20 protein-coding genes and 2 tRNA genes are annotated in these 25,896 nt (G+C 52.9%); 9 read left to right on the top strand and 13 right to left on the bottom strand.

Going from position 1 to position 25,896, the window contains the following annotated elements; translation table 11 throughout:
• The 5 genes from JUF11_RS11680 to JUF11_RS11660 form a co-directional block, all read right to left on the bottom strand.
• Nucleotides 1-2,156: lectin-like domain-containing protein (locus tag JUF11_RS11680; protein WP_204119726.1), on the bottom strand; the 2,156-nt coding region annotated here is incomplete at its 3' end.
• Between the two features lie 535 nt (nucleotides 2,157-2,691).
• Entirely contained in the window at nucleotides 2,692-3,477 is a 786-nt protein-coding gene (locus tag JUF11_RS11675; protein WP_204119725.1) for a Cof-type HAD-IIB family hydrolase, read from the bottom strand.
• 142 nt (nucleotides 3,478-3,619) lie between these two features.
• Nucleotides 3,620-5,122, bottom strand: a complete 1,503-nt coding sequence (locus JUF11_RS11670) for a helix-turn-helix domain-containing protein (protein ID WP_204119724.1) — start codon at nucleotides 5,120-5,122, stop codon at nucleotides 3,620-3,622.
• Between the two features lie 200 nt (nucleotides 5,123-5,322).
• The gene (gene nagB / locus JUF11_RS11665) at nucleotides 5,323-6,030 is read right to left on the bottom strand and encodes a glucosamine-6-phosphate deaminase (protein WP_204119723.1); all 708 of its coding nucleotides are present in this window, start codon (nucleotides 6,028-6,030) and stop codon (nucleotides 5,323-5,325) included.
• A gap of 195 nt (nucleotides 6,031-6,225) precedes the next feature.
• Nucleotides 6,226-6,996 (bottom strand): tyrosine-protein phosphatase, encoded by a 771-nt coding sequence (locus JUF11_RS11660; protein ID WP_204119722.1) that lies wholly within the window; start codon nucleotides 6,994-6,996, stop codon nucleotides 6,226-6,228.
• A gap of 161 nt (nucleotides 6,997-7,157) precedes the next feature.
• Between JUF11_RS11660 and JUF11_RS11655 the strand changes: the two genes are divergently transcribed.
• Together JUF11_RS11655 and JUF11_RS11650 are read left to right on the top strand one after the other, a co-directional pair.
• Nucleotides 7,158-8,099, top strand: coding sequence for a ribose-phosphate diphosphokinase (locus tag JUF11_RS11655; RefSeq protein WP_125580612.1), 942 nt, complete (start codon nucleotides 7,158-7,160; stop codon nucleotides 8,097-8,099).
• A gap of 185 nt (nucleotides 8,100-8,284) precedes the next feature.
• Nucleotides 8,285-8,357 (top strand) — tRNA-Lys (locus tag JUF11_RS11650).
• A gap of 98 nt (nucleotides 8,358-8,455) precedes the next feature.
• Here JUF11_RS11650 and JUF11_RS11645 read toward each other — a convergent pair.
• On the bottom strand, nucleotides 8,456-9,073 hold the full coding sequence (locus JUF11_RS11645; protein WP_204119721.1) for a DUF975 family protein: 618 nt from the start codon (nucleotides 9,071-9,073) through the stop codon (nucleotides 8,456-8,458).
• Nucleotides 9,074-9,240: 167 nt separating this feature from the next.
• On the opposite strand from JUF11_RS11645, the gene JUF11_RS11640 reads away from it, so the two are divergent.
• Both JUF11_RS11640 and JUF11_RS11635 read left to right on the top strand, forming a co-directional pair.
• Nucleotides 9,241-9,313: transfer RNA gene (locus JUF11_RS11640), tRNA-Lys, on the top strand.
• Between the two features lie 169 nt (nucleotides 9,314-9,482).
• Complete coding sequence (locus JUF11_RS11635; protein WP_204119720.1) at nucleotides 9,483-9,746, top strand: hypothetical protein; 264 nt, start codon at nucleotides 9,483-9,485, stop codon at nucleotides 9,744-9,746.
• 201 nt (nucleotides 9,747-9,947) lie between these two features.
• Here JUF11_RS11635 and JUF11_RS11630 read toward each other — a convergent pair whose 3' ends face one another.
• The 6 genes from JUF11_RS11630 to JUF11_RS11605 form a co-directional block, all read right to left on the bottom strand.
• Nucleotides 9,948-11,825 (bottom strand): TPM domain-containing protein, encoded by a 1,878-nt coding sequence (locus JUF11_RS11630; RefSeq protein WP_204119719.1) that lies wholly within the window; start codon nucleotides 11,823-11,825, stop codon nucleotides 9,948-9,950.
• A 174-nt stretch (nucleotides 11,826-11,999) separates the two neighbouring features.
• A complete protein-coding gene (locus tag JUF11_RS11625; protein WP_204119718.1) occupies nucleotides 12,000-12,998 on the bottom strand; it encodes an aldo/keto reductase in 999 nt (332 codons plus the stop codon).
• Nucleotides 12,999-13,182: 184 nt separating this feature from the next.
• Nucleotides 13,183-13,920 (bottom strand): ABC transporter permease, encoded by a 738-nt coding sequence (locus JUF11_RS11620; RefSeq protein WP_236000581.1) that lies wholly within the window; start codon nucleotides 13,918-13,920, stop codon nucleotides 13,183-13,185.
• On the bottom strand, nucleotides 13,908-14,651 hold the full coding sequence (locus JUF11_RS11615) for an ABC transporter ATP-binding protein (protein ID WP_204119717.1): 744 nt from the start codon (nucleotides 14,649-14,651) through the stop codon (nucleotides 13,908-13,910). The genes JUF11_RS11620 and JUF11_RS11615 overlap by 13 nt, the downstream gene beginning before the upstream one ends.
• Nucleotides 14,648-15,610 carry an ABC transporter substrate-binding protein gene (locus JUF11_RS11610; protein ID WP_204119716.1) on the bottom strand — a complete coding sequence of 321 codons (963 nt, stop codon included), beginning with the start codon at nucleotides 15,608-15,610 and terminating at the stop codon, nucleotides 14,648-14,650. Before JUF11_RS11610 ends, JUF11_RS11615 begins: the two co-directional genes overlap by 4 nt.
• A gap of 14 nt (nucleotides 15,611-15,624) precedes the next feature.
• The gene (locus tag JUF11_RS11605; protein WP_204119715.1) at nucleotides 15,625-16,593 is read right to left on the bottom strand and encodes a UbiA family prenyltransferase; all 969 of its coding nucleotides are present in this window, start codon (nucleotides 16,591-16,593) and stop codon (nucleotides 15,625-15,627) included.
• 285 nt (nucleotides 16,594-16,878) lie between these two features.
• Here JUF11_RS11605 and JUF11_RS11600 point away from each other — a divergent pair, with 285 nt between their 5' ends.
• From JUF11_RS11600 to JUF11_RS11580, 5 genes are all read left to right on the top strand, one after another.
• A complete protein-coding gene (locus JUF11_RS11600) occupies nucleotides 16,879-17,892 on the top strand; it encodes a hypothetical protein (protein ID WP_204119714.1) in 1,014 nt (337 codons plus the stop codon).
• A gap of 12 nt (nucleotides 17,893-17,904) precedes the next feature.
• On the top strand, nucleotides 17,905-18,642 hold the full coding sequence (locus tag JUF11_RS11595; RefSeq protein WP_204119713.1) for a zinc ribbon domain-containing protein: 738 nt from the start codon (nucleotides 17,905-17,907) through the stop codon (nucleotides 18,640-18,642).
• Between the two features lie 89 nt (nucleotides 18,643-18,731).
• Nucleotides 18,732-19,784 carry an Lreu_0056 family protein gene (locus JUF11_RS11590; protein WP_204119712.1) on the top strand — a complete coding sequence of 351 codons (1,053 nt, stop codon included), beginning with the start codon at nucleotides 18,732-18,734 and terminating at the stop codon, nucleotides 19,782-19,784.
• Between the two features lie 9 nt (nucleotides 19,785-19,793).
• Entirely contained in the window at nucleotides 19,794-21,560 is a 1,767-nt protein-coding gene (locus JUF11_RS11585) for a helix-turn-helix domain-containing protein (RefSeq protein WP_204119711.1), read from the top strand.
• Nucleotides 21,561-21,695: 135 nt separating this feature from the next.
• Nucleotides 21,696-24,458, top strand: coding sequence for a DNA methyltransferase (locus JUF11_RS11580; protein ID WP_444542911.1), 2,763 nt, complete (start codon nucleotides 21,696-21,698; stop codon nucleotides 24,456-24,458).
• Nucleotides 24,459-24,796: 338 nt separating this feature from the next.
• Here the strand turns inward: JUF11_RS11580 and JUF11_RS11575 are convergent.
• The coding region (locus tag JUF11_RS11575; protein WP_204119709.1) for an AAA family ATPase at nucleotides 24,797-25,896 on the bottom strand (1,100 nt) is incomplete at its 5' end.

The raw sequence follows: 25,896 nt of genomic DNA, 5'->3' as shown, positions 1-25,896 counted from the left end.
GTCCAAGCAGTGTAAACGACATCTCGGGTAACGTCGTCGACTTTACCCGTACGGGTAAAAGTGATTGTCTGCGTATTCGCTTTAGCGGCGTCATCGCCATTTTCGTAGACGTAATTGATGGTTTGCGTTACGGTTTTGGTCAGATCTTTTTCATGATCACCGGGCTGGCTTGGTGTAATAGTCGTGTGACTGTGCTTCAGGTGAATCGTCACATCATCTTCAACCCCAGGCTTAATCGTCACATTACCTGAAACAGGCTGCTTATCATCAGCTAACTCATATCCGGTGGGAATCTTATCTTTGGCGTTATACGGAACGGTTGAGTCTACCACACCATCAACGTCGAAAGTCCCAACCTGTTTTTTATTATTGTCATCGTCGACAAACTTGACCTGAGCCTTATCTGGCTGGGCCTTGTACGTCACCGTAATTGACTTGTCTTCCGGATCGGCTTTAACGCCGGTTACCTCGGCTGTATCAGGCTTATATCCATCAATGGTGGGACTAGTAACTGTTTCCCAGGTATCTTTACCTTCGGCAGTCCAAGCAGTGTAAACGACATCTCGGGTAACGTCGTCGACTTTACCCGTACGGGTAAAAGTGATTGTCTGCGTATTCGCCTTTGCGGCGTCATCGCCATTTTCGTAGACGTAATTGATGGTTTGTGTGACAGTCTTGGTCAGATCGTTTTCATGTCCGTTCGGCTGCGTTGGGGTAATAGTCGTATGACTGTGCTTCAACAGGTATTCAAAAACCTGTCCGTTATTCTCAGGCGTAAAGGTAAAGTTTTTTAACAGGTCAGGGTTGGTAACCTCATAACCCGCAGCCTCTAAGGTATCGAGTGTATTTTTGACGTCCACAAAATTGTCAAGCTCACCAGTCTTACCAGAAATCGTAGTCTCTCGACTCAGTGATAAATTCCCGTTGTCAATATCAAGATACTTCACTTTTGCACTGTATTTCTTGACCATTGGAATGACAAGCGGATTAGAATTATTTGCCTTGATGTCTTCCTGAATAAGTGTGTTTGGATCAGCTGGCGAATACCCTTCAGCAGCAAGCTTGTCGATTGTATTCTTATAATCGTCCATGTCCTGAGCAATTATCGTAGTACCAATTGCTCCTCTAATATCCTTTTCGGCTAACGGTTTGGCATCAGGATGCTCCGCATCAACATACTTCACATGAAGTGTGCCAACAGCATGATAATTAAAGGTTTTGAGCTGGAATGATTGCTCCTGATAGGCATCCCCAGTGGCACCTGCAACAAAAAATGATACTAAATCGTCATCTGGAATTAAAGAAGAGATATCCTCGGTCCAGGTTTTAGTGTCCTCTTCCTCATTCAACCACCACGCATTATCATATTTGACAGCTGGCTTCGTTAACTCAACCGTCAACGTCTTGCTCTTGGCATCATAATGAACGTGAAGCTGATTGTAGCTCGAATCAATACCCTGCGCGGATTCTGCATCGGTATTTATAGTGACATGATTGGTAGTATCAGTTGAAACAAACGCACCAAATTTTGAATGAGCGGTGGGATCTGGGCCAAAGTATTGAATCCCGTCCGCTGTAGTATCATTTTTATTTTGGCCACCATATTGATTGACATAAGTGTCAGCCTTCCACCCAAAAGAGTTTGGAAGATCCGCAAACCCTAATGAACCACCATTGCGGCCAAACTGATTAGTATTTCCGGTATGAAACCCGATTGAAACACCATCGCCATGACCAAAGGAGATATTTGCCGTCATGTCAAAGTCGTAGTTTAAATCTATTTGGGAATTAAGGGTCAGATTCCCCGACTGACGTTCCGCATCAGGTGTTAGAACCACTGTGGCTTCATCGCCAATTTTTTCGATTGAAGAATCGCCATTTGCATTAAAGTTATTCGTTACATCGTAATAAGAACCAGTTAAATCGAGATTTTCACTTTGAATCTTTGTGGTATCTGCCGGTTCCGGTTGTTCATCCAGTAAAGTCTTCGCTGCTTTTGTCAACACCACTGACGATCCATTAACCGAGGCTTGGACTTGTTGCCCACCGGCAGTGGTCACTGTTATTCCCAGTCCAAACGCCGCAATGCCGGCAACCAACCATTGCCGACCGGCTTTATACATCTTAAAATGGACCTTTATCTCTTTCTTTTCCATCATTATCCCCCAAACTACTCTATTAAATGACAAAATTTGTATATTTTACTAGTTCACACTCCTAGCAATACTCTGAATCTAATCGATTTAGAAAAAAAGTCAAACAGCATAATAATTACAGCATATTATAAATATATTTCCGAAATATGAGTCTTTCAAACTTTTGTCTAAGTCACACGCGCTGATTGTATTCATCAACATTTAATTATGTGATAGATTATTCAACGATTTGTTTATATTTATAAGACGTGGAGCAAAAATTGTTCCCGACCTTACCGGATGTACAACGAGCTTGTGAAAAATCGATATATTGTTCAAAATTTTGAAAGTAAACGCTGACATTTCGAGCAAATCGTCAGAAATGACCGCAAAAAATTTCGAAACTTTTCCCGTAATATCTGCCCAGCTCAGCGATTGTGCGTATTTAGCCGGTTATTTAACAACATAAACAAAAAAAGACCGCCTCATCGATTAGCCCAGAATCAAACAAGCAGGCCCCTTCGGCCTGCTTGTTTTGTCATTTATTAGCTTCAATTTAGATCAAATCAAAGTGTTTCAACGCATTCGGGATCCCGTTGGCGAGATAATCATCGGTCTGATAATCCGCTACGGCTGCGACTTGCGGCAAAGCATTGCCCATCGCCACACCCACGGTCGCGCGCTTGAGCATTGGGATATCATTGTTGCCATCCCCAAAGGCGTATGTTGGCACGCCTTTGAACTCGGGCCGGTCCGTCAACACATCGATGCCCGTAGCCTTGGTGATGCCTTGGTTCACGACATCCAAGGCGTAAGGGCCGTTGCGGAAGAAGTTCAGTTCCGGGAAGGCGGCGACATACTTGGCGCCCACGGCCCGGCCCGCTTCGGTGTTCGGTGTGAACAGCAGCATCATGACCACGGCTTCTTTGTGGTAAAAATCCGGATCAACTGCCGGCAGCGCCTGATGCACCAGGCTATAGTTCGCCTTGATGTAATCGTTGTGTTGGGTCGCCGCGATATGGCGGTCGTTGTAAAACGAAATTGCCAGGTCATCAGCGGCAGCTTGACCAGCAAAGCGGGCGAGTTGCGGGGCGCCAACCGGACTCTGGAACAGATGTTGGCCCTTGTAGAACACATCCGCGCCGTTGCCTAAGATCAGCGTATCGATGCCGGTTTCTGCCACCAATTCATCAAGCTCCCAGCGATTACGGCCAGTGCACAGCACCGGCAGGACATCGTTGGCCTGCATCGCCTTGATTGCCGCCAGGTTCTCGGCCGGCACCTGTTTTTCTTGGTTCAAAAGCGTTCCGTCTAAATCGAAAAAGCACACCGCTTTGGTCATAATAGCCTCCTGCTTACTTAATAAGCCTAGTTTAACATAGGCGACCCGTGGCCGAAAAAAATCGCCCCGTCAAAACCTGACTGCGACGGCAGTAAAGTTTGGACAAAGCGAATACTAAGGCGTTGCTCGTACGCCGAGTAGGTTACTGGTTAAACTCTTGCTGCAACGTCCGCAACAGAGCCGCTAATTCCCCGAACAGATCACCGCTAGCGGCAATGTCCCAGCGGAACAGCAGCGGCTGATGCTTGCCGGGAAAATGCAGCGGCAAGGAGGAATCCTGGATAATCAGATCTGCTTCTTCAAAGTGATCATACACGAGCTCAACGTTGGTTTGTTGATTCATGAAGGTCAACAGATCCGCAAAGCCCAGCATCGCCGGCTCCAGCAACAGGCCCACTTTGACGGGGCGCGCTGGCTTGGCAAAGCGGCTCAGTTGGAACAAGGTCGCATGGAAGCGGTCAACCAGCAGCGGCGCCATTTCCTTAAGGCGCCGGTTCAGCGGGGCATCGGCCTGGTTCTTGGTCCGGGCCATGGCCTGGGTCAACGCGGCTTCGATTTCCGGCCGGTCGGTGTCATGCACACAGGCGCCGCCGATATGCGGATTGAATTGGGCGAGCAGCGCCCCCAGGTCAAAGCCGAGGTTGACGACGCTCATGGCAATGGCCGCCAAGGACACCTGCAGCAGGCGCCGGAACGGGCTGCGGCGGTAGCTTGGGGTGGCTTCCAAGAAGCGATCCACCAGCTGCCGCATCACCGGACTGAACCGCGCCAGACCGTTGTCGATTTCGGCCACGGCGGGGTCATTCGGCCCGACTGCCAGCGGCAAAATCAAAAAGATTTCCAGCATCTGCTGGGACTCATTGGCTTGCTGCCAGACGCTCAGTTCAGTGTTGGTGGCGTATAAATTCGGCACCGCGCTTAGCTCCAGCACTGGCGCCGGCGCCAGGTGTTGCTGGGCCAGCCGGGTTTGACTGATCGCGGTGAAATAGTGGAACAGCTCCAAGGTCACCGGATTGTGCATGTCCAGCTGATAGGCCTTCAGCACCCGCGTTGCTTCAGCCGCTGCATCAGCGTGCTTCACCACAGTAAACGGCCAAGCCGCGCCATCGGTGGCGAGCCAGTAGCTCAGGGTCAGAAACAGCCGAATGGCTTGCTCAGAGCCAGTCAGTTGCATTTTTTCGTAACTGATTTTCACGCCCATTTGTTTGCCAAAATCGCGAAGCGGCCGCAGGTAGCGCAGCGCCGTGACCTTCGACACCGCCGCCTGGGTCAGGAAGTCGTCAAAGTTAGGCATGTCTTCGGCCACCAAATGTTGTAAAAATTGATAAGCCAGGCTTTGCTGAACCAGGAGCACGCGCAGCTGACCGTCAGGCGTCTGCAGCAGCTTATCCGTCGCCTTCTCGCCGCCAATCGCCGCCAGGTTGGTCATCATCCGGTTATACGTGTTATAAACCGTGCTGTAGCTTTCGTTGGTCACCTGGGCGAGGTACTTCAAGTTCACATCGGTGGTGCGGTCGGCGCGCTCGCGCGCCTGCGCCACTTGTTCAGCCACCGGTACTTGCCACTTAGTCGTACGCTGAATTGTGCGGAGCAGGTCGATCTGCGCCAAAGCCGTGCGCTTTAAAAATAAATCGGTCATGGCCATATATATTCCTCCTTAGCCAAAATAGCCTGCCGCAAGCCGCGCACTTTTTACGCTTGGTAAAACGACATGGCGCTCAGAATTATCCCCACATAATTGAGTTTTATACTATTAAAATAACATTTTTTAAGCATTTTTTCGACTAAAAAATCGGCTCTTGTCGCAATCTTTGCGCCAAGAGCCGATGAGAGTGAAAAATGAAATTACTTGCTCAGCTTGCTGGCAGCTGCTTCATCCACGATGATGATGGCATCCTTGTGGTTTTGCAGGACGGAAGCTGGCACGTGATCCGTGACCGGGCCTTCGATGGTGGCCTTGATAGCGTCGGCTTTGTCTTCGCCGTAAGCCATCAAGATGATCTGCTTACCCTTCATGATGGAGCCGATGCCCATGGAAATCGCATAGCGGGGGACGTCTTTTTCATCATCGAAGAAGCGCTTGTTGGCTTCGATGGTGCTTTCGGTCAACTTCACCTTGTGGGTGGTGCTGTTCAGGTCGGAACCTGGTTCGTTGAAGCCAATGTGACCGTTGCGGCCGATGCCCAAGATTTGGATATCAATTGGGTTATCCGCGATGATCTGGTCATATTCCTTGGCGGCTTCGTCGATGTCAGCAGCGTTACCATTTGGCACGTATGAGTGAGCAAATGGCTTCTTGTTGAAGAGGTTGTCCTTCATGAACTGGTGGTAGCTTTGTTCATTGTCTTCTGGCAGACCCACATATTCGTCCAAGTTGACGGAAACCAAGTTGCTGAAGTCCAAGTCGCTGGCGATCATATCTTGATACAGCGGAATTGGGGTGCTCCCGGTGGCCAGGCCCAACACCTTGGCGCCGTTCTCGATGCCTTTTTTGATCAAATCGAAAGCGACCTGGCCGCCTTCAGTCTTATCCTTAACGATTTTTACTTGCATATCTATTCCTCCTCGTAAAATGACGCCGTCGATCCACATGACAGACGCTGCGCCCTTTGCTTTGGTCTAGTCCATTATCAGACGTCGGAGGTAAAAAGTCAACCGGTCTAGACAAATATTTTCATCATTTTTATCGTTTGGAACCTCGTCCGACGCCGAGTAAACCGTTTTCATCCACAAGGGTTAAAAAGGCGCTCACTGCCGCTTCACATATAAATTCCGCAATTGCTTCAAATCGCCATCACTCAGCTTGAGCGCGGCTTGAACATACTCCGCCCAGTCGCCGTATTCGCTGGTGATGAAGTCACGCACCGCCACATAGCACTGAGCTTCGGCAGCATGGGCATTGAGCTTGTCCACCAACGCGCTGGCGCCAGGCTTCAAGGCCGCTGCCACCACCTCAGAATCAGCGAAAAAGACGGTATTGGTGAGTAGGTAATCTTGGCGAATGGTAGCTTCTGGGACGCCAAGCGCCCCTTCAATCAACATCGCCGCCATCCCCGTGCGATCTTTCCCCGCGGCGCAGTGAAACAGCACCGACTCGCCGGGTTGGTCATTGGCCAGCAGCAGCGCGAACACCTGCTGGAACACTTTGATGGCGTGCGAATCCGTTAACATCCGCAAATATGCCTCGGCCATCGGATCAATGCGGCGATCCGCCATTGCGGCGAGGTGCCTGGTGAAGCTGCCGTTGGCCATGGCGTCGGCAAAGGGATACACCGACAACTGCTGCCACTTGACCCCCGGTGCCACGACATCGGGGCTACCAGCGACTTCATTATCCGTGCGCAAGTCGATCACCGTTTTCAGGCCATAGTCTTGGAGCCACTCAGCTTCCTTGGCCGTTAGCTGCGACAAGGAGCCTGACCGCAGGAGCTTATGCGGCGCAATGACGCCGCCAGCTGCCGGATACTCGCCGAGTTCGCGCAGGTTCACCGCATTTTTAAGGGGTAGTAATCGTTCCATCTTCGCCGCACCTCCCAGTTCTCATTATAGTGAATTATCGCCCCAGCGGCCGGGTTTGTGCTTGCCGGTCCGTTTTTTTCGCCGTTGCTCGCCTAAAAATAGCCAAGTCAAGCAAACTTGCGTATAATTAAGTCAGCATACGCACAGCAAAGGAGCGAATCATGGCAGGAGTTAAACTTTTCACGCTGAACGGCAACGTGCCGCTAGCCGAAAAAATCGCAAAAGAAGTTGGTTTACCGCTATCCCCAGCCTCGGTGAAGCATTTTGCCGATGGTGAGATTCAAATCGACCTGGACGACAGTGTTCGCGGGGCCGATGTTTACGTGATCCAACCCATCTCAGATCCCGTCAACGAAAATCTGATGGAACTGATGATTATGGTCGATGCCTTGCGCCGCGCCAGCGCCCATGTCATCAACGTCGTGGTGCCTTACTACGGTTACGCCCGCGCCGACCGCAAAGCGCGGTCCCGTGAACCGATTACGGCCAAGCTAGTGGCCAACCTACTGACGATGGATGGCATCGACCGCTTCGTCGCGGTTGACCTGCACGCCGATCAGCTGCAAGGGTTCTTCGACCTGCCAGTCGATCACCTGCGCACCATGCCGCTGTTTGCTTCTTACTTCAAGAGCCTGCACCTTGGCACGGAAAATACGGTGGTCGTGGCGCCTGATCACAGCGGCACCAAGCACGCCCGCGCCTTAGCCGAATTGCTCAACACCCCAATCGCGATTGTCGACAAGCGCACCGATAACGGTGAAGTGGGCGTCATCGGCCATGTCCGTGGTCAACACACCATCATCATCGACGACATGATCGATACCGGTAACAGCGTGATTGACGCCACCAAGGCCCTGAAAAACGCCGGGGCGCTGGATGTCTACGCCGCCGCGACGCATGCCGTGCTGTCCCATGGCGCGGCCACCGCGCTGGGCAAGCTCAACTTGAAGCAAATCGTCATCACCGACACCATCAACGTGCCGGCCGAGAAGCATCTGCCGAACATGGTCACCTTATCCGTGGGGCCGATGCTGGGCGAAGCCATCAAGCTGATCTCCACGAACCAATCGATTCACCCGTTGTTCGAAGTGCACGACAACTAAACCTTGAGGCCATTTGCAATCAATGCAGGTGGCCTTTTTTGTTCTGATCACAGGTCTCACTCTCACTCAGGCGATTTGCGCTTCCGGTGGCGCAAATTTTTCCTGTCTCTGCCGCCTTTTTCGTAAAAAAGCGTTGCGCGCGTAGGGCCCGCATGATATAGTATTAAGCGTTATAGAGATGTCTTGGGTGGTTAGCTCAGCTGGCAGAGCAACGGACTCTTAATCCGTGGGTCCAGGGTTCGATCCCCTGACCACCCAGAGTAGAAGGCGGTAAGCAGAAATGCTTACCGCCTTTTTGTGGCCGCGGCATAAAAAAACCGGCACGCGGCCGGAATTTTAGGACTTAGCAAAAATGCTTAGAAATCTGAAAAGTCCGCATCATCATTCAAGAACCGGTCGCCGGCCAGCTGCCGGTAATAGGCCGCATTGGTCGCCTGGATGTAGGGACTCAGCCACAAGAAGCCAATGCCAGCGGTCAGGACTGCCAGCAGGCCCCAACCGATGAAACTAAGCTGCAACACAAAGTATTCCCACTTATGCCCCTGCATCAGCTGACGACTAGCCGTGATGGCATCTGTTGCACCAATCTCGGCGCCGGCCTGCTGCATGTCAGCCAGAATATAAGGCACCTGCGCGTAGGCAAGGGCCTTCACCACTCCCGGAATCACCAACAAAAGCCCCCAAAGTGCAGTGAAAATATTGGTCAGCAAAGTGTTCAGAAAGACCGCCATGGGCCGGGTCCCGGTAAAGCCGCTGAAGATGTTATTGAAGAGGCCATGACCTTGATCATCGTCGTCGATCAGCCGCAAGAACGAGAAGTTAAGCCCCACCAGAGTCATCAATTCCAAAATTCCTACTGTGATGCCGCCGATGAGACTGGCGAAGATGGTGCCCACCAACACCAAAACCAGCGCCCATCCCCATTTACCGCTTAAGCGCGCTTTTGCCTGGGCTTTGAGTTGTGCTCTATTCATGTTCTACCTCCAATTCGTGATGCTTTTAACATTGTCGAGATTGTATCACAGTCGTGGTATTTTATGCCAGCTAAGGCGCTCGACCGCCGCGCGGCTGAAAAAAATGGTTGCATCTCCCCGCGGCGGTATGCTAGTATATTTAGGTTGTCAAATGGCAATGTCGCAATGGGTGGTTAGCTCAGCTGGCAGAGCAACGGACTCTTAATCCGTGGGTCCAGGGTTCGATCCCCTGACCACCCAGACTAGTAACCGACATCTGAAAAGATGCCGGTTTTTTGTTGCAGGTAGACCGATTACATTGTCTCAAGCGCAAGCACCCAGTATAATTACGGTAAATGCCCGATATTGCAAGGGAGAGAAGCGCAGCCAAGAAGGTGGCCAGGTAGATCAACTATTAGGGGGATAAACTATGGCGGTGGTCAGAGACGTTTTACATATCGAGGGCCGCGGTACTGTTGCCAGTTTGTGTTCCAACGACATAAAAGGAACGGTCAAGATTGGTGATGTCATGCTTTGGAACGGCAGAAAAATGGCGGTCGTGACTGGAATCGAAATGATTCGCCCTGTCAAAGGTTTCGACTGGGATAACCCACCACTTGGACTCCTTTTTGAGGAAAACATCCAGCTGGGCGATACTCTCGAGATCATTGACCCGCAGCCTGTAGATAGATAAGGGCATATCACCAAACGCAATATATAAGCATCCATATGCCGACATTATACCCCGCGTTTCATGTGAAACTGGGTTCGACTCACCGAACACCCAGACTAGTAACCGACATCTTTTCAGATGTCGGTTTTTTGTTGCGTCAAAACGACTGAACTCAAAAAGGCACGCTGAGATGCGTGCCAAAAATGATCGCTCACCCATGCTTTACCAGCTCGAAGTGCCGCCTCCGCCGCCAAAGCCGCCACCACCAAAGGAATCGCCGCCACCACCATCGCTGGAACCACTGGCATACCAGTCGCTGGCGTGATTGACATACATCGAACTGGATTTGTAAGCCTTGGTGCTTTCGTCAGCTTCAAAGAATTGAGCGACGGTCACCTTGCCAAAAGCAAAGGCCATGTCATAGTAATCCGGCAAACTACCTTTAGCTTTTTTACCTTTAACCTTGCCGGCTAGGCTGGCTTTAAGGGCCGTTTTTGCCTGCAGGATGGTCGGATCATCATTGGCCAAGGCCGCGGCCAGGGCCTGATCCGTGTCATCTTGCTTCACCCGCACGCGCAAGTCACCGACAAAATCGCGAATCATGTGATTCAGCTCCAGGTGGCGCTTAGCCCGCGTGCCCAGCGCATCAAGGGCAAAATAACCGGCCATGATCACCCCACCAACCAGCAAGCCGAGCACCAGGGAATTCAGCACTTGCAGCGGCGATTGGCCGTCTGCCAGCAGCCGCTCGAGGAAGTGCAGCGCCGCTTTGCCCCAGGCCAACAGGCGATAATGCAGTTCGAAGGCCCAGAGCGAATAGGTGTGGCCGGTGTACCAGAACAGCCCTGCCACCAGCAAAATCAGCACCCAACCATTGGTCAAAAGACGCACCAGCCACCACCAGGCTTGCATCAGCGGCGTGAGCAAATACGGCCGCACATCATCGGCTGACGCCGTGTTAGCCGGCTTCGCTTTGGCTTTAGGCCATAGCTGCCGCTTTTTGGCCGCGGTGGTGTCAGCATGGTACCAGTCTTGGTGATGCCGGCGAAACATGCTGGTTTGCTTAAACTCGCTGCCAGGGTTGCGCGCATTCGCGTAAAATTGCGCGAGGGTGATGTGACCAAAGGCAAACTGCATGCTGAAGTAATCCGGCAGCGTGTTTTTGGCTACCGCCTGGGCCTGATCTGGCTGGAGCTGAGCGCGCAAGGTGGCCTTAGCCGACTGCACAGTAGCAGCCGGCGGCACTGTCAGAAGCGGCGCCGCAGCGAGGTCAGGATTCACGCTGTGCATTGCGGCGAGATAACCTTGCACCAAATCATCCAACCAGACGCGCGCTTGCAGGTGCCAGCCGAGCCGCCGCAGCCCGTACAAGCCAACCACGACGCCGAAGAACGCCACCATTAGCGTCAAGAAGCTGTGTGCCGTATTCAGCCAGGTCCAGATTGCCGCGATAGGATGGAAGCCGGCGGCGGATTGCACCGGTTTGATGCGGCTAGCCTGAATGTCACCGGTGCGAATCAACTGATCCAGCCGCTGCGTCACCAGTTGTACCCCGGCATCGTAATCACCGCGGCGGTAGTCATTTTTCACCTGGGCATCGGTCACGACATCGGTCATGGCGTCCGGCACCTGATCTTCCATGCCATAGCCCACTTCCAGCCGCGCCTGGTGTTCAGCTTTGGCGATGAGGTAAACCACCCCGCTGTCTGCAGCGGCATCCCCGACACCTAGCTTGGTCGCCTGCGCGATGGTAAATTGCTCAATCGATGTATTGGCGGGCAAATGGTCCACCGTAATCACCATCAGTTGGGGCTTTTTCGGTAGCGTTTTGTAGCGCTGATTCAGCTGGTGAATGGCGGTTTTGGTGCTGGGACTGAGCAGATGCGCGTTGTCCGACACAAAAATGTTCGCTGGATCGACTTTGACAGTACTACTGCCGCGCGGAATGGCGGTCCAGATCATCATCAAGGCTAGCACTCCCAGCACTACTAGGGGCAATCGTTTCAGGGCGGCACCAAGGCGGGGATAAAGCTGGCGCTGCCAAGGGGCTAAGGGCAGCGGTGCGGTTTCAGGTTTGGATTGTGAGGCGGCTTTGGGCATCGTGTCAGTCCTTCTGTCTATGTATTGTTATGTTTCAATTAGCTTAACATAAGGATTGTACGCAAGAAAGCCAAGGTTAAAGCTAATTGCACTGGCCAAAGCCAAACAAAAACCCACTCGCAGTGTTATTCGAGTGGGCCATTTTTAACTAAAAATCGATGTTAGCACGTTATTCTACCAAGCGTAAGCCTCTGGTGCAGCGCCAACCGGTGGGAAAATATCGTCCAGCTCGGCCAAGACATCAGCCGACAAATGCACATCCAGCGCGTGCACCGCACTTTCCAGCTGTTCGATAGTGCGCGGGCCGATGATTGGCGCGGTGACCACTGGGTTATGCAGCAGCCAAGCTAAGGCCACTGTGGACTGAGTTTCGCCGAGGTTTTGGCAAAGCTGCTCGAAGCGGGTCAGCTGCTCGCGGCGGGCGGCGCTGAGGTGCTTGCTTTGCTCAGCACGGCGGCCAGTGAGGTCAGTCGGATGCAAAATGTTTTCTGCCAGCTGGCCAGATTCCAGCGGACTCCAGATAATCAGGCCCATGCCTAAATCTTTCACCGTTGGCAGCAGCTCCAGCTCTGGTAGCCGGGTCAGCAAATTGTACTTATGCTGCTCGGCGACCAAACCAAGAAAGTGGCGGTCATGGGCGTGGGCGGCGGCAAAAGCGAGGTGCCGAGCGCCGAAGTTACTGGAGCCCGCGTAAACGACTTTGCCTTGCGCAATGGCCGCTTCATAGGCGCCAAAAATCTCATCCCAGTTGATGTGATGGTCGATGTGGTGCATCTGCAGCAAGTCGATGTGGTCGGTTTGCAGCCGGCGCAGTGAATCATTTAGACTGCGCTTGATTTTGTACGCCGAAATCCCGGCCGGGTCGTTCGGACCATAAGTCGAGTCATCCATGCGGCCATAGACTTTGGTAGCCAGCACCGTGCTTTCCCGGCGGCCGTCCCCCTGGGCAAACCAGCGGCCAACAATCTCTTCGGTCCAACCGGCGTGGCCTGCCGGGTTAGTTTTGCTGCGGCCATACACATTGGCCGTGTCAAAAAAGTTAATCCCCAGCTCACGCGCCCGATCCATGATGTGATCGGCGTCGGCTTCGCTGGTGCGGGGCCCGAAGTTCATCGTGCCTAACACCAGCCGGCTCACCTTCAGGCCAGTACGGCCCAATGTTGTGTATTCCATGCGAATTCCTCCTTCGAATATGCAATGACGAGGTACGCCTTCAGTATAAAACTTTTAATAACCGCCGATGCTAGCTTTTTCACCATCACGCCATTGCGTATTTCCCGGGACATGCCAGCAACTCAAAAACAGCGCCCGCCCGCCAAGCATCAGGCTTGGCCGGGCGAGCGCTGTTTTAACTGCTCTAGACTTGCTGCCACCGCAGCACGCGCCGCTCCACGGCATTCAGCACCGCAAACAAGGCAAAGGCCACTGCCGCCAGTACCACAATGCCGGCATACATCAGCGGGTAATCCAGCCGATTCCATTCATCCATGATGAAATACCCGAGTCCGTAGCTGGTGCCATAAACTTCAGTGAAAAACAGCGTGGCAATTGCAGTCCCTAACGCGAGTCGCAGCGCGGTGAGCACCCCGGCGAGGCTGGCCGGCCAGGTGGCATCACGGAACAACTCCCAGCGGTTGGCGCCAGCCACGCGCAGCTGTTTGTACACCCCTGCCGGCACCTGCCGCACGGCATCGCGCACCGAAATGATGATTTGAAACACCGTGATCATGGTAATCATGATAATTTTGGCGGAATCCCCGAGCCCAGCCAGCAGCATCACCACTGGGAGCAACGCAATTTTCGGCAGCGGATAAGTCAGGTACACCACGGGATCGACCCAGGCCCCAAATCGCGGCGCCCGCACAATCAAAATCCCCAGTGGAATGCCAATGACCGCTGACCACACCAGGCTCCAGCCCAAGCGGTACAGCGAGAAATACAAATGCCAGCCGATTTGATGCGCCAGCAGTTGCGGGAAGGCCGCATACACGGTTAACGGCGTGGGCAGCACCGGCTTCCCCACCAGCACCGCCGCCAGCCACCACAGCAGATTAAGTGCCAGCAGCGCACCCAGGGTTTTGGTTACTCTTGCCATGATGCTTCCACCTCCTGACGCAGCGCCGCCACTGCCGGATAGTAGCGCGCATCTTCGCGGCGGGTGGTCAGCGGCACCTTGGCCAATGGATTGGCCTGCACCTGACCTTGGCCGTGATGCAAAATCAACAGCGCATCCCCCAGCGCCAGCGCCTCTTCCAGATCATGGGTGATCAGCAGCGTCGTCACCGGCCGTGCTTGCCACTGGCTGATAAACAGCTGATAAGCGCGCGCCTTGACCACCGGATCAAGGGCGGAAAAAGCCTCATCCAGCATCAGCAGATCCGGGGCTTGGGCGAAGGCCCGTGCCAGCGCCACGCGCTGCTGCTGGCCGCCGCTTAAGCGGTTGGGATAGCGCTTGGCTAGCTCAGCAATGCCCAGTGCTGCCATGACCTGCGCCACGGCCTGGTGTTGCGCAGCATCCAGGCGATGGTGCTGACTGACTTTCAGCGGCAGGGCGACGTTTTGCGCCACCGTGCGCCAAGGCAGTAGCCCATAATCTTGCGGCACCACCGCCAAATGCTGGTGGCGCGGATCGATGGGCGCGTCATCTAACCGACAATCACCGGTACTCGGCAGCTGCCGGGTCAGCGCGTCAATCAGCGTGGTTTTGCCGGTGCCACTGGGCCCCAGCACCGCCAAAATGCCGCGGTCAGGCACAGCAAAGCTGAGGTCAGCCAGCACCGGCTGGTCGCCTCGTACCGCTGTGAGGCCCGCGACGGTTAATTTCATGGCAGCGCCACATTGGCCGGATCAAGCGTGGTGGTGGTCACACCTTCCGCCTTGGCATAGGCGAACGCCGCCTTCAGCACTGAAGTTTTGACGGCATGCGCCTGGGTGTAGTGTACGAGCTTGACCTTTGGCACCAAGGCCGCCGGATAGCCGATATCCTTGGTCAAAATCGCTTCAAAATCGCTGGCTTTACCAGCATTGAGGGTCTTGACCGCTTGGTTATACGCCGCCAGCAAGCGCTTGGTGACTGCTTTTTGCTTAGCCAGTTTCGGCGCCACCGCTAAAATCGTGGTTTGGTAGGCCACCGGGTCGCTTTGCGCCACGACATGCGCGCCTTTACTTTTGGCAATCGCCATGAACGGATCCGGCACGATCATGGCGTCGATTTTGCGGTCCAAGGTCAGCTGAATCCGGGCTGGCACCTGGGCGACTTCGGTGATTTTAACGTCTTTTTCACTCATACCCACCTTGGCCAGCTCTTGATCAAGGTAGAAAGTAGGCGTTTGGTGCGGCATGGTGGCAATCGTTTTGCCGCGCAAATCCGCCACGGTTTTGATGGCCGGCTGATTGGACACAATGCCGAAGGAGCCATTCAGCCCAGTGGCAATCTTCCAACCCAGCTTGCCGTTTTCATACGCCGCCAGCGTCACCACATCAGACACTGCACCATCCAGCTGACCAGACGCCACCGCCGCGTCACGGTCCTTCGGTGACTTGAAGTTTTGCAAGGTGACATTCAGGTGCTGATCTTCAAAATAGCCTTTTTCTTTGGCCACGTAGAGCGGAATGGATTCCGGCGCCGACATCGTACCGAGATTCAAGGTCACGTCCTTGGTCGCGGTTTTCGTTGTTTTGCTCGACTTAGCCGCAGATTCCTTCAATCTGATTTCCTTGGGCGCACAAGCCACCAAAAGCGTCGCTGCCAGCAGGGCCGAGAGCCCCAGTAATGTCTTTTTCATCTTAAAAACTCCCCCTAAACTTGTTGCCACACCAACCAGCCGGCCAGCACCAACACCTCGGCGCCAGCGGTCAATAGCAGGTTGTTGACGGCAGTTTTGAACGTCAATCGCCGCACCTGCACTTGCAGGAAGCGGGCGATATTGCGATGAATCAAGGGCCACAGCAGCAGCACGAGTAGCGTGGCCAGTGGCATCACGTGCAAGAACACCGCGGCGATAATCGCTGCATAAGCCGCCACTGGCACCCAGCGGTAAATCGCCAAGGCCCGGTCATGGCCGAGGTACACCGCCATGGTCGCGCGGTGGTTGGTGATGTCTTCTTGGATGTCGCCGATGTTATTGGCGAACATGATATTCCCATCCAGGATGATGATCGGCGCCGCCACCAGCACCAGCTTGGCTAGCACCGGCACGCTGCCATAGAGGCTGAAGCTTTGCCAGCTCAGATCCAGTGCCAGCGGCCGGTTGGGTACATTGACGAAGTAGGCAATAAAAAAGGTGCCAAAGCCTTCCGTCACCCCAGATACCACCTCACCGATCGGCAGCCGCGAAATCGGCATCGGTCCGAAAGTGTAGAAAATCGCGATGCCGATCGCCGCCCCACCAATCAGCAGCAGCACCAAGTTCGTGCGCCAGACCAAGATCAGCCCAGCCAGTACCGCCACCGCTAGAAGCGCCAGCATCAAAGCCATCACCCGCCGCGGATTCAAATGATCCGTGCCGATGATGTTGCCTTTTTGCCGATAGTGCTCGTCCTTGGACTTGTAGTAGTCCTGAACATTGTTGAAGCCGGTGACGAAGCAGGCAATGCTCAGCTGACCGACAAAATAAATCAGCGTGTTGACCCCATTGAACCCGCGCTGGTCGTACCACGCGTACAACACCCCCAGTGCAAACGGCATCGCCGAGGCGAGCTTGACTGGCAGGCGAATCAGCTCTAGAAAAAGCCGCCCGGTCAGTTTTTGATATGGTGCCTCTGTCATGTTTCCCGCCCCCAATATCTTTTCATTCTACGTTAACCCGCCAGCCTTGTACATCTTCGCACAAAAGAATGAGAGCGCTGCCCCAGGATTCTTACCGTGATTTAATCCCCACCCGGCTTTTAAAACTAATTGTGTACAACTCACCATGCAGATATGCAAATCTCCTTTGCCTCACGCCAGCTCCGCGCTAGGCTGGTCTAAGAACGGAAAAATGGGGTAAACCATTAAACAATCGTCAGGCCGGACCAAGGCTTAAAGGCCCGGTCGCCAAGGAGCGAGTCAAACATGAAAAAACGGGGTATCACGCTGGCGCTGGTCAGCCTTGCAGTATTGCTCGGTGGTTGCGGAATCGGCAATGTCGACATGTCCAGCCATCAAGCACCAGCCAAAAAATCGAGCCGCACCGCCAGTCAGCGCGCCAGCGCGAAAAAGCAAAGCACGGCCAAAGCTAAAAAAGAACACCAGCAGTTGCTCGGCGCCAAAGCCAAATACGGCCTGCCGCAAGGCCCAAGCTGGCTAGAAGTCTACGAAAATGGCAAAGCCACCGGCGCCTATCTCTCACCGACCAAGCAAAACGTCGTCACGATGCATGAACGGAGCAATTTCACCTTGGCCGGCCAGCTGCCTTGGCTGGGCACGATTAAGAGCCATTCTTTCGACGTCGCCCATGAAGCCCAGAATGCCACCATGGATCAGTCCGAATCCTTCAAGTACGATTTGTCTCCGGACTTATTCGCCACGACCCAAGGCTTTTACAATCTTGGCAAGGTCGATGCCAAAGTACTGGCAAAGCACGCTTTCCAAGATCTGAAGCAGTTCTACCAAGCGGTGGATGATCGCAACGCCGCGGAATTACCCGGTCATTCCGATTACCTGAAATCGCTGTGGGGCAGCACCGGCACCGTCGCCGACAGCGGCGACCTCAAAACCCGCTACACCGTGGAGGGGCAGTATTTCAATCGCGATTCCGTCAACGTCGACCCCGACAGCAACGGCGCAGACGACGCCACCTATGTCGAGATTGCCTTTGACCATAACGACAACCTAGACCGGATTTATCCCACGCGGCTGCATATCCAGACCTACGTCAAAATGAAGGAAACCGAAGCGGCCAAACGCTTGGAAGGCGGCATGACGAACCAGAATTACGGCAAGTCGACCACCGCCATCATCGAATACAACGTGATTTATCAACTGACCGATCAAGGCCAATGGGAACTGCGGGAAGTCGAAGAAGGCAGCTCCTCACAGTACGCCTTGAACAAATCGCAAGGCGACTGGATTACCGAGAAGGACTAAGGGGGAAATCACATGAAATTCTGTTCTAATTGTGGGGCCAAGCTCGATCCTGGCGCTAGCTACTGCCCAAAGTGTGGCCACAAGGTCGAAGCGGGCGATACTGCTAAGCAGAAAGTCAATGAAACAGCCGCCAAGGCTAAAAGTGCTGCCACCGCAGCCGCCACCACCGCAGCGGCCCGCGCCAAGCAAGGCTTGAAGCAACTGCAAGGCGCCGCCAAAAGCCCAGCACGCAAGCGTTACCTGCGTTGGGCAGCCGCCGCGTTTGCTGTGCTGCTCGCCGTCTTTTTTGCCTACCGCCTGCTGTATTTGCCTGGGGTGGTGAAAAATGCCGTGGATGCTAACGTGCTCAACCAAGGCGGTTACACTGCCAAGGCCAACACCCTGACCAAAAAAGTGGTCATCACCACTGACGACCTCAAGCTGGAACGCCTGATTGACGCCATCAAGGCCAACGACTATGACCAAACCCGCATCGGCGCTGAAATGCAGCTGGCCAGTTTAGCCAAAGCCCTGCCTGGCAAGTGGACCGTCGAAATTCAGCAGCATCAGATGAAAGGCTCGCAAACCGTGCTGTGGCGTTATCAAGGCAACAAAGAAACCATCCGTTATCAAAATTCTGATGAGTGTAAACGGGCGCACAAAATGGTCATGGCCGCCAAAGCCAAGCAGCAATCCACTGACGACGCCGTCACCCGCGGGGTCACCGGCGGGATCGTTGGCGGGTTGATTGGGGCTTTTCTCGCCCGCTGATTTGGCAGGCGCCGGCAAGCGTTATACAATACAGGCAGCACCGGGAAGGAGTACGCCGGGGCCACAGGGCAGGCCACTGGCGACACACAATGAAAAATACCAAGCATCTGTTGTCAAAGTTAGTTGCACTAGGCGCGACCCTGGCCCTGGTGGGGTTAGCCGGCTGCGGCACGCCCGCTAAATCAAGCCACAGCACCACCAAGTCCAGCAAAGTGACGAAAGCCAAAAAGAAGCAGACCACGACTAAAAAAACGGCTGCCTCTTCTTCACAGAAGCAAGCCTTATGGAACACGACCAAGGAGCAACAACTAAGGGATTTTATCGCGCAATGGGCGCCGACCATGGGCCAAAGCTACACCGAATACGACGGCAAAACGCCGCTGAAGACGTCAGTGGGTACCACGTATCCTGACGCGCTGAAAGGCATCAAGATTGAACAGACCACGCCGGGCACCATTGGCTGGGCCCCCACTGGCGAAGGCAAATACGATTACAATGTGGTCGCCATTTACAACTATGATGGCTCAGTACCACCACTGCCGAATCACATCACCTACGTCTTTGCCTTTCACGAAGGCAGTCCGATTGCGCTGGTCGATCAAACGCGCGACGGCTGGCCAATTCTGACCCCGACCCGCAACACTGAGGTGAAGAATAGTTTTGCCCAAATCGCCAACGCGAGCGCCAGTGATAACGCCGGGACCAGTGATAGCACCGAGACCAGTGACAACACCGGAACCAGTGATAACTCCGGGAGCAGTGATACCACCGCTAGCGACAGCACCAGTACCAGCGCGGAAACGCAAGCCGCCATCAAAAACCGGCCGATGAGCCCGCAAGCGATTGGCGTCATGATTATGATGCTGCGCGGGGATGACGTGGCTAATGATCCGAATGTCACCTTCGACAACAATACGCCAAGCTATCCCTATCTGGTCAGCAGCGGCACCGCGGTCACGCAGATTCCTTTCCACTACAACCAAACCACGATTACCTATGCCATCCGCAACCCAAATTACAACGATTCCGACCAGGTCTTCGAGGATCACACGATTAGTACGAGCGATTTACGCCGGAATTTTTACCGCACGCCAGCCCAGCAGCAGGCCGTTGAAGCCGTTGTCGCCCGGCTGAAGCACTAGTGGCAGATGATGACGAATAATCACGAAGTCGCCGCACTCGGCCAGTTTTTCCATGATATTCGCACTGGGCGCGGGGTGACGCTCAAAGAAGCTGCTGGCGATTGGTCGGCGGCTTCTTTGTCGCGCTTTGAACGCGGCCAACAAGACCTCAGCGCCGATAAGGCCATCGCTTTGATGGCGCGCCTCGGGATTGAAAATGAAGATTTCTACTATCTCTATCAGGCCAAACAGCGCTATTTTCCCCTCACGATTCTGAACTACGCTTTGTCTTATCACACGGCGTTAGGCAGTCAGTGGCGCAAAAGTTACCTAGCGGCGCATCCCCAGCACAACGCCCTCACTGACTATGCGCGGGTGCTGTTTGACGCCATGGCGCATTGGCCGGAGCCAACCTATCACTTCACCGCCGCGCAAAACCAGATTCTCGCTGACCGCCTCGCTGCCATGCGCTACAACCCCGCCATGGTGACCGATGTCCTGAAGCTGATTGTCGGCCCTGCCAGCCACGAATTACTGGAACTGCTGCGCCAACGGGTCGAAGCCATTGATGAACGATGGGTCATGCGCGATATGTACCTGATGATCATCTGGCTCGGCGCCTTGATGGATCACGACCTGGCCCTGGCGGACGACCTGCAGCAGCAGCTGACTCCGACTTTTGCCCGGCCAGAGGCGTCAGTGCTCGTGACCCAGTTCTATTCGAATTGGTACTTCGGTGTCGCTGCGGCGCGCTGGGTACATCAGCCCACTGCCACCAACGCTGCGGCAGTGAAGGCCATCATTGACGACCTCTTGGTGATGAACAACCAGGATGACGCTTACTGGTTCCGCAACATGTTCGCACGCATGCAGCACGCCCAGGTTCAGCACCAGCCGCTGATCGACCACCCGCAGGCCATGCTCGTCAGCCATACCCTGCCAGAACTGATCAAAAACCAGCGCCAATACATGGGCGTTAGCGTCGAGGACGTCGCGGTAGCGCTGAGCCCGACGACCCTACGCCGCTTCGAAGCGGGTGAAACGCAACTTGGTTTTGCGACCCTGACCGCGCTGATGGGTGAGCTCGGCATGTTCCCGTCGCAGGCCTTCGCCTTTATTCGCCACGCGCCCGGGCAGGCTAGCGGCGTGCGGACGCTGTGGGCCACTTATACGAACCTCCAAGACCAGCCGGCACAGGCGCAGCAAACTTACCACACTTTCATGACGCAACTCGCCAAACCGAAGCAAATTCTCGCCATGCAACAATTCATCCTGCAAAGCGCCGCGCCTGGCCTTGCGGAGCCAGCGCAGATGCGGGCCACCGCCCAAACCATTTTGCAGGCGCTCTTGAGTGCCAAGGCTTGGTATCGCATGGAACTCTTGGCGGTGCACGCTGTGATGAGCTGGCTGCCAGTGGATCAGGTGCAAGCGCTCATCAACCACGGCAAGCGGTTGTATGAGAAAAATCCGCCGATGAACGGCTATATCTCCTACTTTTTCGATGCATTGGGAAAAGTGCTGGTACAGGTCGTGAAAAACGAGGACAAGCCAACCCGCCAGAATTTCGTGCAAGGTCAGCGCTGGCTGCTACAAGTCGCCAAGGAAACGCCAGGCGCCTGGCTTGCTGCCGGATCGTGGTTAGTGGCGGATGCGGTGACCGCGCCAGCAGCCGAGAAAGACGCTGCCGTGCAGCAGTACCTGCAGCGGTCCGCGCGGGTTGGGCATGTGGAAGCCATTGCCGCGCTGAAGCGGGAATGGGATGGAGTTGTGCCTGAGAACATTTTTGAAGCCAAATGATTCGCTGTAAGGTGCAGTGACTCACGGTGTATTTTCCTTTCAGAGCTATTTGTTAAACACTCGCTATTCCCTGAACTTGGGGTAATATTAACCATGAGACAACCATGAATTAACAAGTGAGGAGTATGCAGTATGTTGAGGCCAAATGAACAGCGCGATGCCGCCAATGAGTTCGTTAAGCGGTGGCAGCATCGCGGTAATGAGCGGCAAGACAGTCAGACATTCTGGTTGGACTTATTGGAAACCGTCTACGGTATTAGTCAACCTGGAGAATATATCAGTTTTGAGGATCAGGTCCACCTTGATCACACAAGCTTTATTGACGGTTACATCACCGCAACAAACGTCATGATTGAGCAGAAGGGACGCACCAAGGATTTACGCAAGGGCATCAAACAATCGGATGGGACTTTCTTAACGCCGTTCCAACAGGCGCAACGGTACGCCATGAATTTACCCTACTCACAACGGCCACGTTGGATTATCACCTGCAATTTCATCGAATTCTATGTCTATGATATGGAACGACCAGGGGGCGATCCTGCCATCATTACACTGGCTGACTTACCGAAAGAATGCTACCGTTTGGATTTCTTAGTTGATCAAGCGAATCCGCATCTTGAAAAAGAAATGCAAGTTTCCATGCAGGCTGGCGAACTGGTCGGGCAGATCTATGATGAGTTGCTCAAACAATATCGTGATCCAAGCTCTGCTGAAACCCAACGCTCTATCAATCAGCTGTCGGTTCGACTAGTATTTTGTCTGTATGCTGAGGATGCTGGAATTTTTGGCCGGCACGGTATGTTTCATGACTATTTAGCTGACTTTGAGACCCGCTTCTTGCGTAACGCTGTGATTGACCTGTTTCAAGTGCTTGATACGCCAATCAACAAGCGTGACCCTTACCTCGATGAGAAGCTAGCAGAATTTCCCTATGTGAATGGGGGCATGTTTGCAGACGAAGACATTGAGATTCCGCAATTTACTGACGAATTACGGGCACTGTTACTTGAACACGCGAGCGCAGATTTTGACTGGTCTCAAATCAGTCCTACCATCTTCGGTGCAGTATTTGAAAGCACCTTGAATCCTGAAACTCGCCGCCAAGGAGGAATGCACTACACTTCAATTGAAAACATCCACAAGCTGATTGATCCATTATTCTTAAATGAGTTGCGTACTGAACTTGAAGACATCAAGAAGCTCAAACAGCCCGCGACGGTCAAACGGCGTGCAGTGGCATTTCAAGACAAACTTGCGGGTTTGACTTTTCTCGATCCAGCCTGTGGTTCAGGCAACTTTTTGACTGAAACCTATTTGTCGTTACGCAAGCTGGAAAATGATGCCATTCGTTTGATTTACGGTGACCAGAATATGCTGGCGTTGGAAAAGCAGATCATCAAAGTCTCAATCCAACAGTTCTACGGTTTTGAAATCAACGACTTTGCCGTTTCGGTCGGGAAGACTGCGCTGTGGATTGCCGAATCGCAGATGATGGAAGAGACCAAATCCATAGTTTATACAAATATCGACTTTTTGCCACTGAAGACCTACACCAACATTACTGAAGGCAATGCCTTACGGTTTAGCTGGTCAGCACTGGTGCCAGCGACCCACCTCAACTACATCATTGGCAATCCGCCGTTCAATGGGGCTCGGCTGATGAGCAAAGCGCAAAAAGGCGATCTTGAACAGGTCGATCCTCAAGTGGCCGGAATCGGTAATCTCGACTATGTGGCCGGTTGGTATCTCAAGGCAGCGCAACTGATGCAAGGGCATAACATTCGGGCCGCGTTTGTTTCAACTAACTCGATTACACAAGGGGAACAGGTTGCCTTGCTGTGGCGACCGATGTTTGAACGTTATCACATGCACATCGACTACGCCTATCGGACGTTCAAGTGGACTAGCGAGGCCAAAGAAAAGGCCGCTGTCTTTTGCGTCATTGTTGGCTTTAGTCGGATTGGCGATCTACAGAAGGTCATCTACACCAGTAGCGGGCAACCTGAGCTCGTTAAGCATATCAACCCATATTTGGTTGATGCCAAGGATGCCTTTATTGAAAGTCGTCAGAAACCAATTTGCGACGTTCCATCCATTGGAATTGGCAATAAACCGATTGATGATGGCAACTACCTATTCGATGAAGCCGAGATGAAAGCTTTCATCAAAGCCGAGCCCGCCTCAAAGCCGTACTTCAAGCCATGGTATGGCTCGCGTGAGTTCATCAATCGAAAGCCGCGCTACTGTCTATGGATCGGCGACGCAACGCCTAGTGAGTTGCGTAAGATGCCGCATGTGCTGGAACGGATCCAAAAGGTACAGGAATTCCGCCTGGCAAGCAAGAGCGCCGGTACACGTAAGCTCGCTGAGCGGCCAACCCGCTTTCACGTCGAGAATATGCCGAAAGGTAATTTTCTGGTTATCCCGCGGCATAGCGGCGAACACCGACGTTATGTTCCAATTGGCTTTATGGCGCCCGAAAACCTGGTGGGAGATGCAGTCTTACTGATTCCCGATGCAAACTTGTACGAGTTTGGCGTGTTGACATCTAATGTGCATATGGCCTGGATGCGAACCGTTGCGGGCCGGCTAGAGATGCGTTATCGCTATTCAGCTAAGGTTGTCTACAATAATTTCCCCTGGCCTCACGTTACCGCTGACCAACAAGCCAAGATTGCTGAAACTGCTCAACAGATATTGACCGCACGTGCACTTTACCCAGATAGTACCTACGCTGACTTGTATGACGAGAGGACTATGCCAAGCGAGTTACGCAAGGCTCATCAAAATAACGATCGCGCTGTCATGCGAGCATATGGTATGGACGTGGCGACCACGACCGAAAGCGACAGTGTGGCGAAGCTCTTCACGCTGTACGCGCATCTAGCCAAGTAGTTCATAATGAAGACGACGATTCATTGAATGCAGGTTTGTCCTACTATCAACGTTTCGCCGTCTTTTTGTATATGTTGAACCGTGTGCCACACATATTGGTTGATTCCTGCCAGTAAGCGAACTTAACGATATCATTAGAACTGATACTTTGGCGAAATGATAAATTAAGTGTATCATCCACATCTTCGTATCTTTAACAGAAGTACCGTCGTATCAGTATTTCTACCCTGTATTCGGGCAATATTGTTGTATTTAGTATCCCACTGTTAGAGTCCTGGGGGGTATAGCGGTTTCGCGTACGGATTTTGCGGTGCCCGAGTATGTTTTCTCAGCGGCCTTTAAACTGCCATTTGTCCCCAGACCTTGACTACTTCTGAATCAAAGTTAGGTATAATTTTACGTAAGTGGAGAGAATTCAGATCATTCATGAAGACCACCAGTAATCTCGCTGTTTTAACTAGTTCACTATGCGAAATGAAATCAACGGAATTACTATCTGGTTGGGACCGAATACTCTCTTCACTGTGACTTTCAGAATTAAAAACGAGACGATACATAAAAGTTCCGAGAAAATCACGATGTTCAGCCTGAATATTATTCAGTATGTCCTGATCGTTAAATATTGCGCTAATACTGCATCTGAAGCAGAAGGTGGAGAAAGCCTCCAAGACCCTACGCATAGTATTACCGATGAATAAGTCCTCCTGTGCATAGTCTATTTCCAAATCTCGGTTGTCTTCACCAGTTACTTGATTGCCTGACACAGCGTAGTTATATACTGCCTTTAATTGTTGTGCGTAATCATTAAAAGATTTTGTCCCAGCCTCAGTCAATTTACCAGAGATTAACTGATAATGGTGACTAATGATCTTTGGACCCGCTGATTTACCGGACTTAGCCAACGAACCTCGCCTGTCTTCAATATCACTGTAGATTTTTGCGAAATGCTGAAACATCTCCGCGTCGTGAGTCATGACTAACACTTTACTTTCCGGGTTGCTCAATAAAATTTTTTCAAGCTCTTCACGAAGTAATGACAATATACCAATTTTATTTTCAAAGTCGAAACTTGAGATGGGGTCGTCCAGGACAACAAAGATTGGCCGTTGATATGCCTGATCAGCCCGAACGTTTGCGTTTATTCGAGAGAAGAAATAGCATAAGCTAATAGCATTTCGTTCTCCCACTGATAGTTGACTTGTTGTAATAGATTCACCGTGAGACTGCACGCGATAGCAGTTATCACCTTCAATCAGTTTTAGTCGATTACGGGCCATGAATACATGAGCCAAGCTATCGTTTATTTGATCAAGGGCAACTTTTTGTTCGGCAAGTTGTACTTTAATCTGAGCAATATTTTTTTCCTCAATTTTCAAGTCAAGTGCAACGATGATAACGAATTCTTGATAGTGGTCTAGTCTGTTACGCCATGCATCGG

Source organism: Lacticaseibacillus suilingensis (assembly GCF_016861845.1).
Classification (GTDB): Bacteria; Bacillota; Bacilli; order Lactobacillales; family Lactobacillaceae; genus Lacticaseibacillus; species Lacticaseibacillus suilingensis.
Note: the sequence above shows the minus strand (reverse complement) of the source record. Positions and strands in the feature narration are given on the sequence as shown.

Coding starts and splice junctions, on each gene's coding strand:
- JUF11_RS11675 (WP_204119725.1), bottom strand. CDS start 3,477: ATGACCAAAGCGGTGTGCTTTTTCGATTTAGACGGAACGCTTTTGAAC.
- JUF11_RS11670 (WP_204119724.1), bottom strand. CDS start 5,122: ATGGCCATGACCGATTTATTTTTAAAGCGCACGGCTTTGGCGCAGATC.
- nagB (WP_204119723.1), bottom strand. CDS start 6,030: ATGCAAGTAAAAATCGTTAAGGATAAGACTGAAGGCGGCCAGGTCGCT.
- JUF11_RS11660 (WP_204119722.1), bottom strand. CDS start 6,996: ATGGAACGATTACTACCCCTTAAAAATGCGGTGAACCTGCGCGAACTC.
- JUF11_RS11655 (WP_125580612.1), top strand. CDS start 7,158: ATGGCAGGAGTTAAACTTTTCACGCTGAACGGCAACGTGCCGCTAGCC.
- JUF11_RS11645 (WP_204119721.1), bottom strand. CDS start 9,073: ATGAATAGAGCACAACTCAAAGCCCAGGCAAAAGCGCGCTTAAGCGGT.
- JUF11_RS11635 (WP_204119720.1), top strand. CDS start 9,483: ATGGCGGTGGTCAGAGACGTTTTACATATCGAGGGCCGCGGTACTGTT.
- JUF11_RS11630 (WP_204119719.1), bottom strand. CDS start 11,825: ATGCCCAAAGCCGCCTCACAATCCAAACCTGAAACCGCACCGCTGCCC.
- JUF11_RS11625 (WP_204119718.1), bottom strand. CDS start 12,998: ATGGAATACACAACATTGGGCCGTACTGGCCTGAAGGTGAGCCGGCTG.
- JUF11_RS11620 (WP_236000581.1), bottom strand. CDS start 13,920: ATGGCAAGAGTAACCAAAACCCTGGGTGCGCTGCTGGCACTTAATCTG.
- JUF11_RS11615 (WP_204119717.1), bottom strand. CDS start 14,651: ATGAAATTAACCGTCGCGGGCCTCACAGCGGTACGAGGCGACCAGCCG.
- JUF11_RS11610 (WP_204119716.1), bottom strand. CDS start 15,610: ATGAAAAAGACATTACTGGGGCTCTCGGCCCTGCTGGCAGCGACGCTT.
- JUF11_RS11605 (WP_204119715.1), bottom strand. CDS start 16,593: ATGACAGAGGCACCATATCAAAAACTGACCGGGCGGCTTTTTCTAGAG.
- JUF11_RS11600 (WP_204119714.1), top strand. CDS start 16,879: ATGAAAAAACGGGGTATCACGCTGGCGCTGGTCAGCCTTGCAGTATTG.
- JUF11_RS11595 (WP_204119713.1), top strand. CDS start 17,905: ATGAAATTCTGTTCTAATTGTGGGGCCAAGCTCGATCCTGGCGCTAGC.
- JUF11_RS11590 (WP_204119712.1), top strand. CDS start 18,732: ATGAAAAATACCAAGCATCTGTTGTCAAAGTTAGTTGCACTAGGCGCG.
- JUF11_RS11585 (WP_204119711.1), top strand. CDS start 19,794: ATGACGAATAATCACGAAGTCGCCGCACTCGGCCAGTTTTTCCATGAT.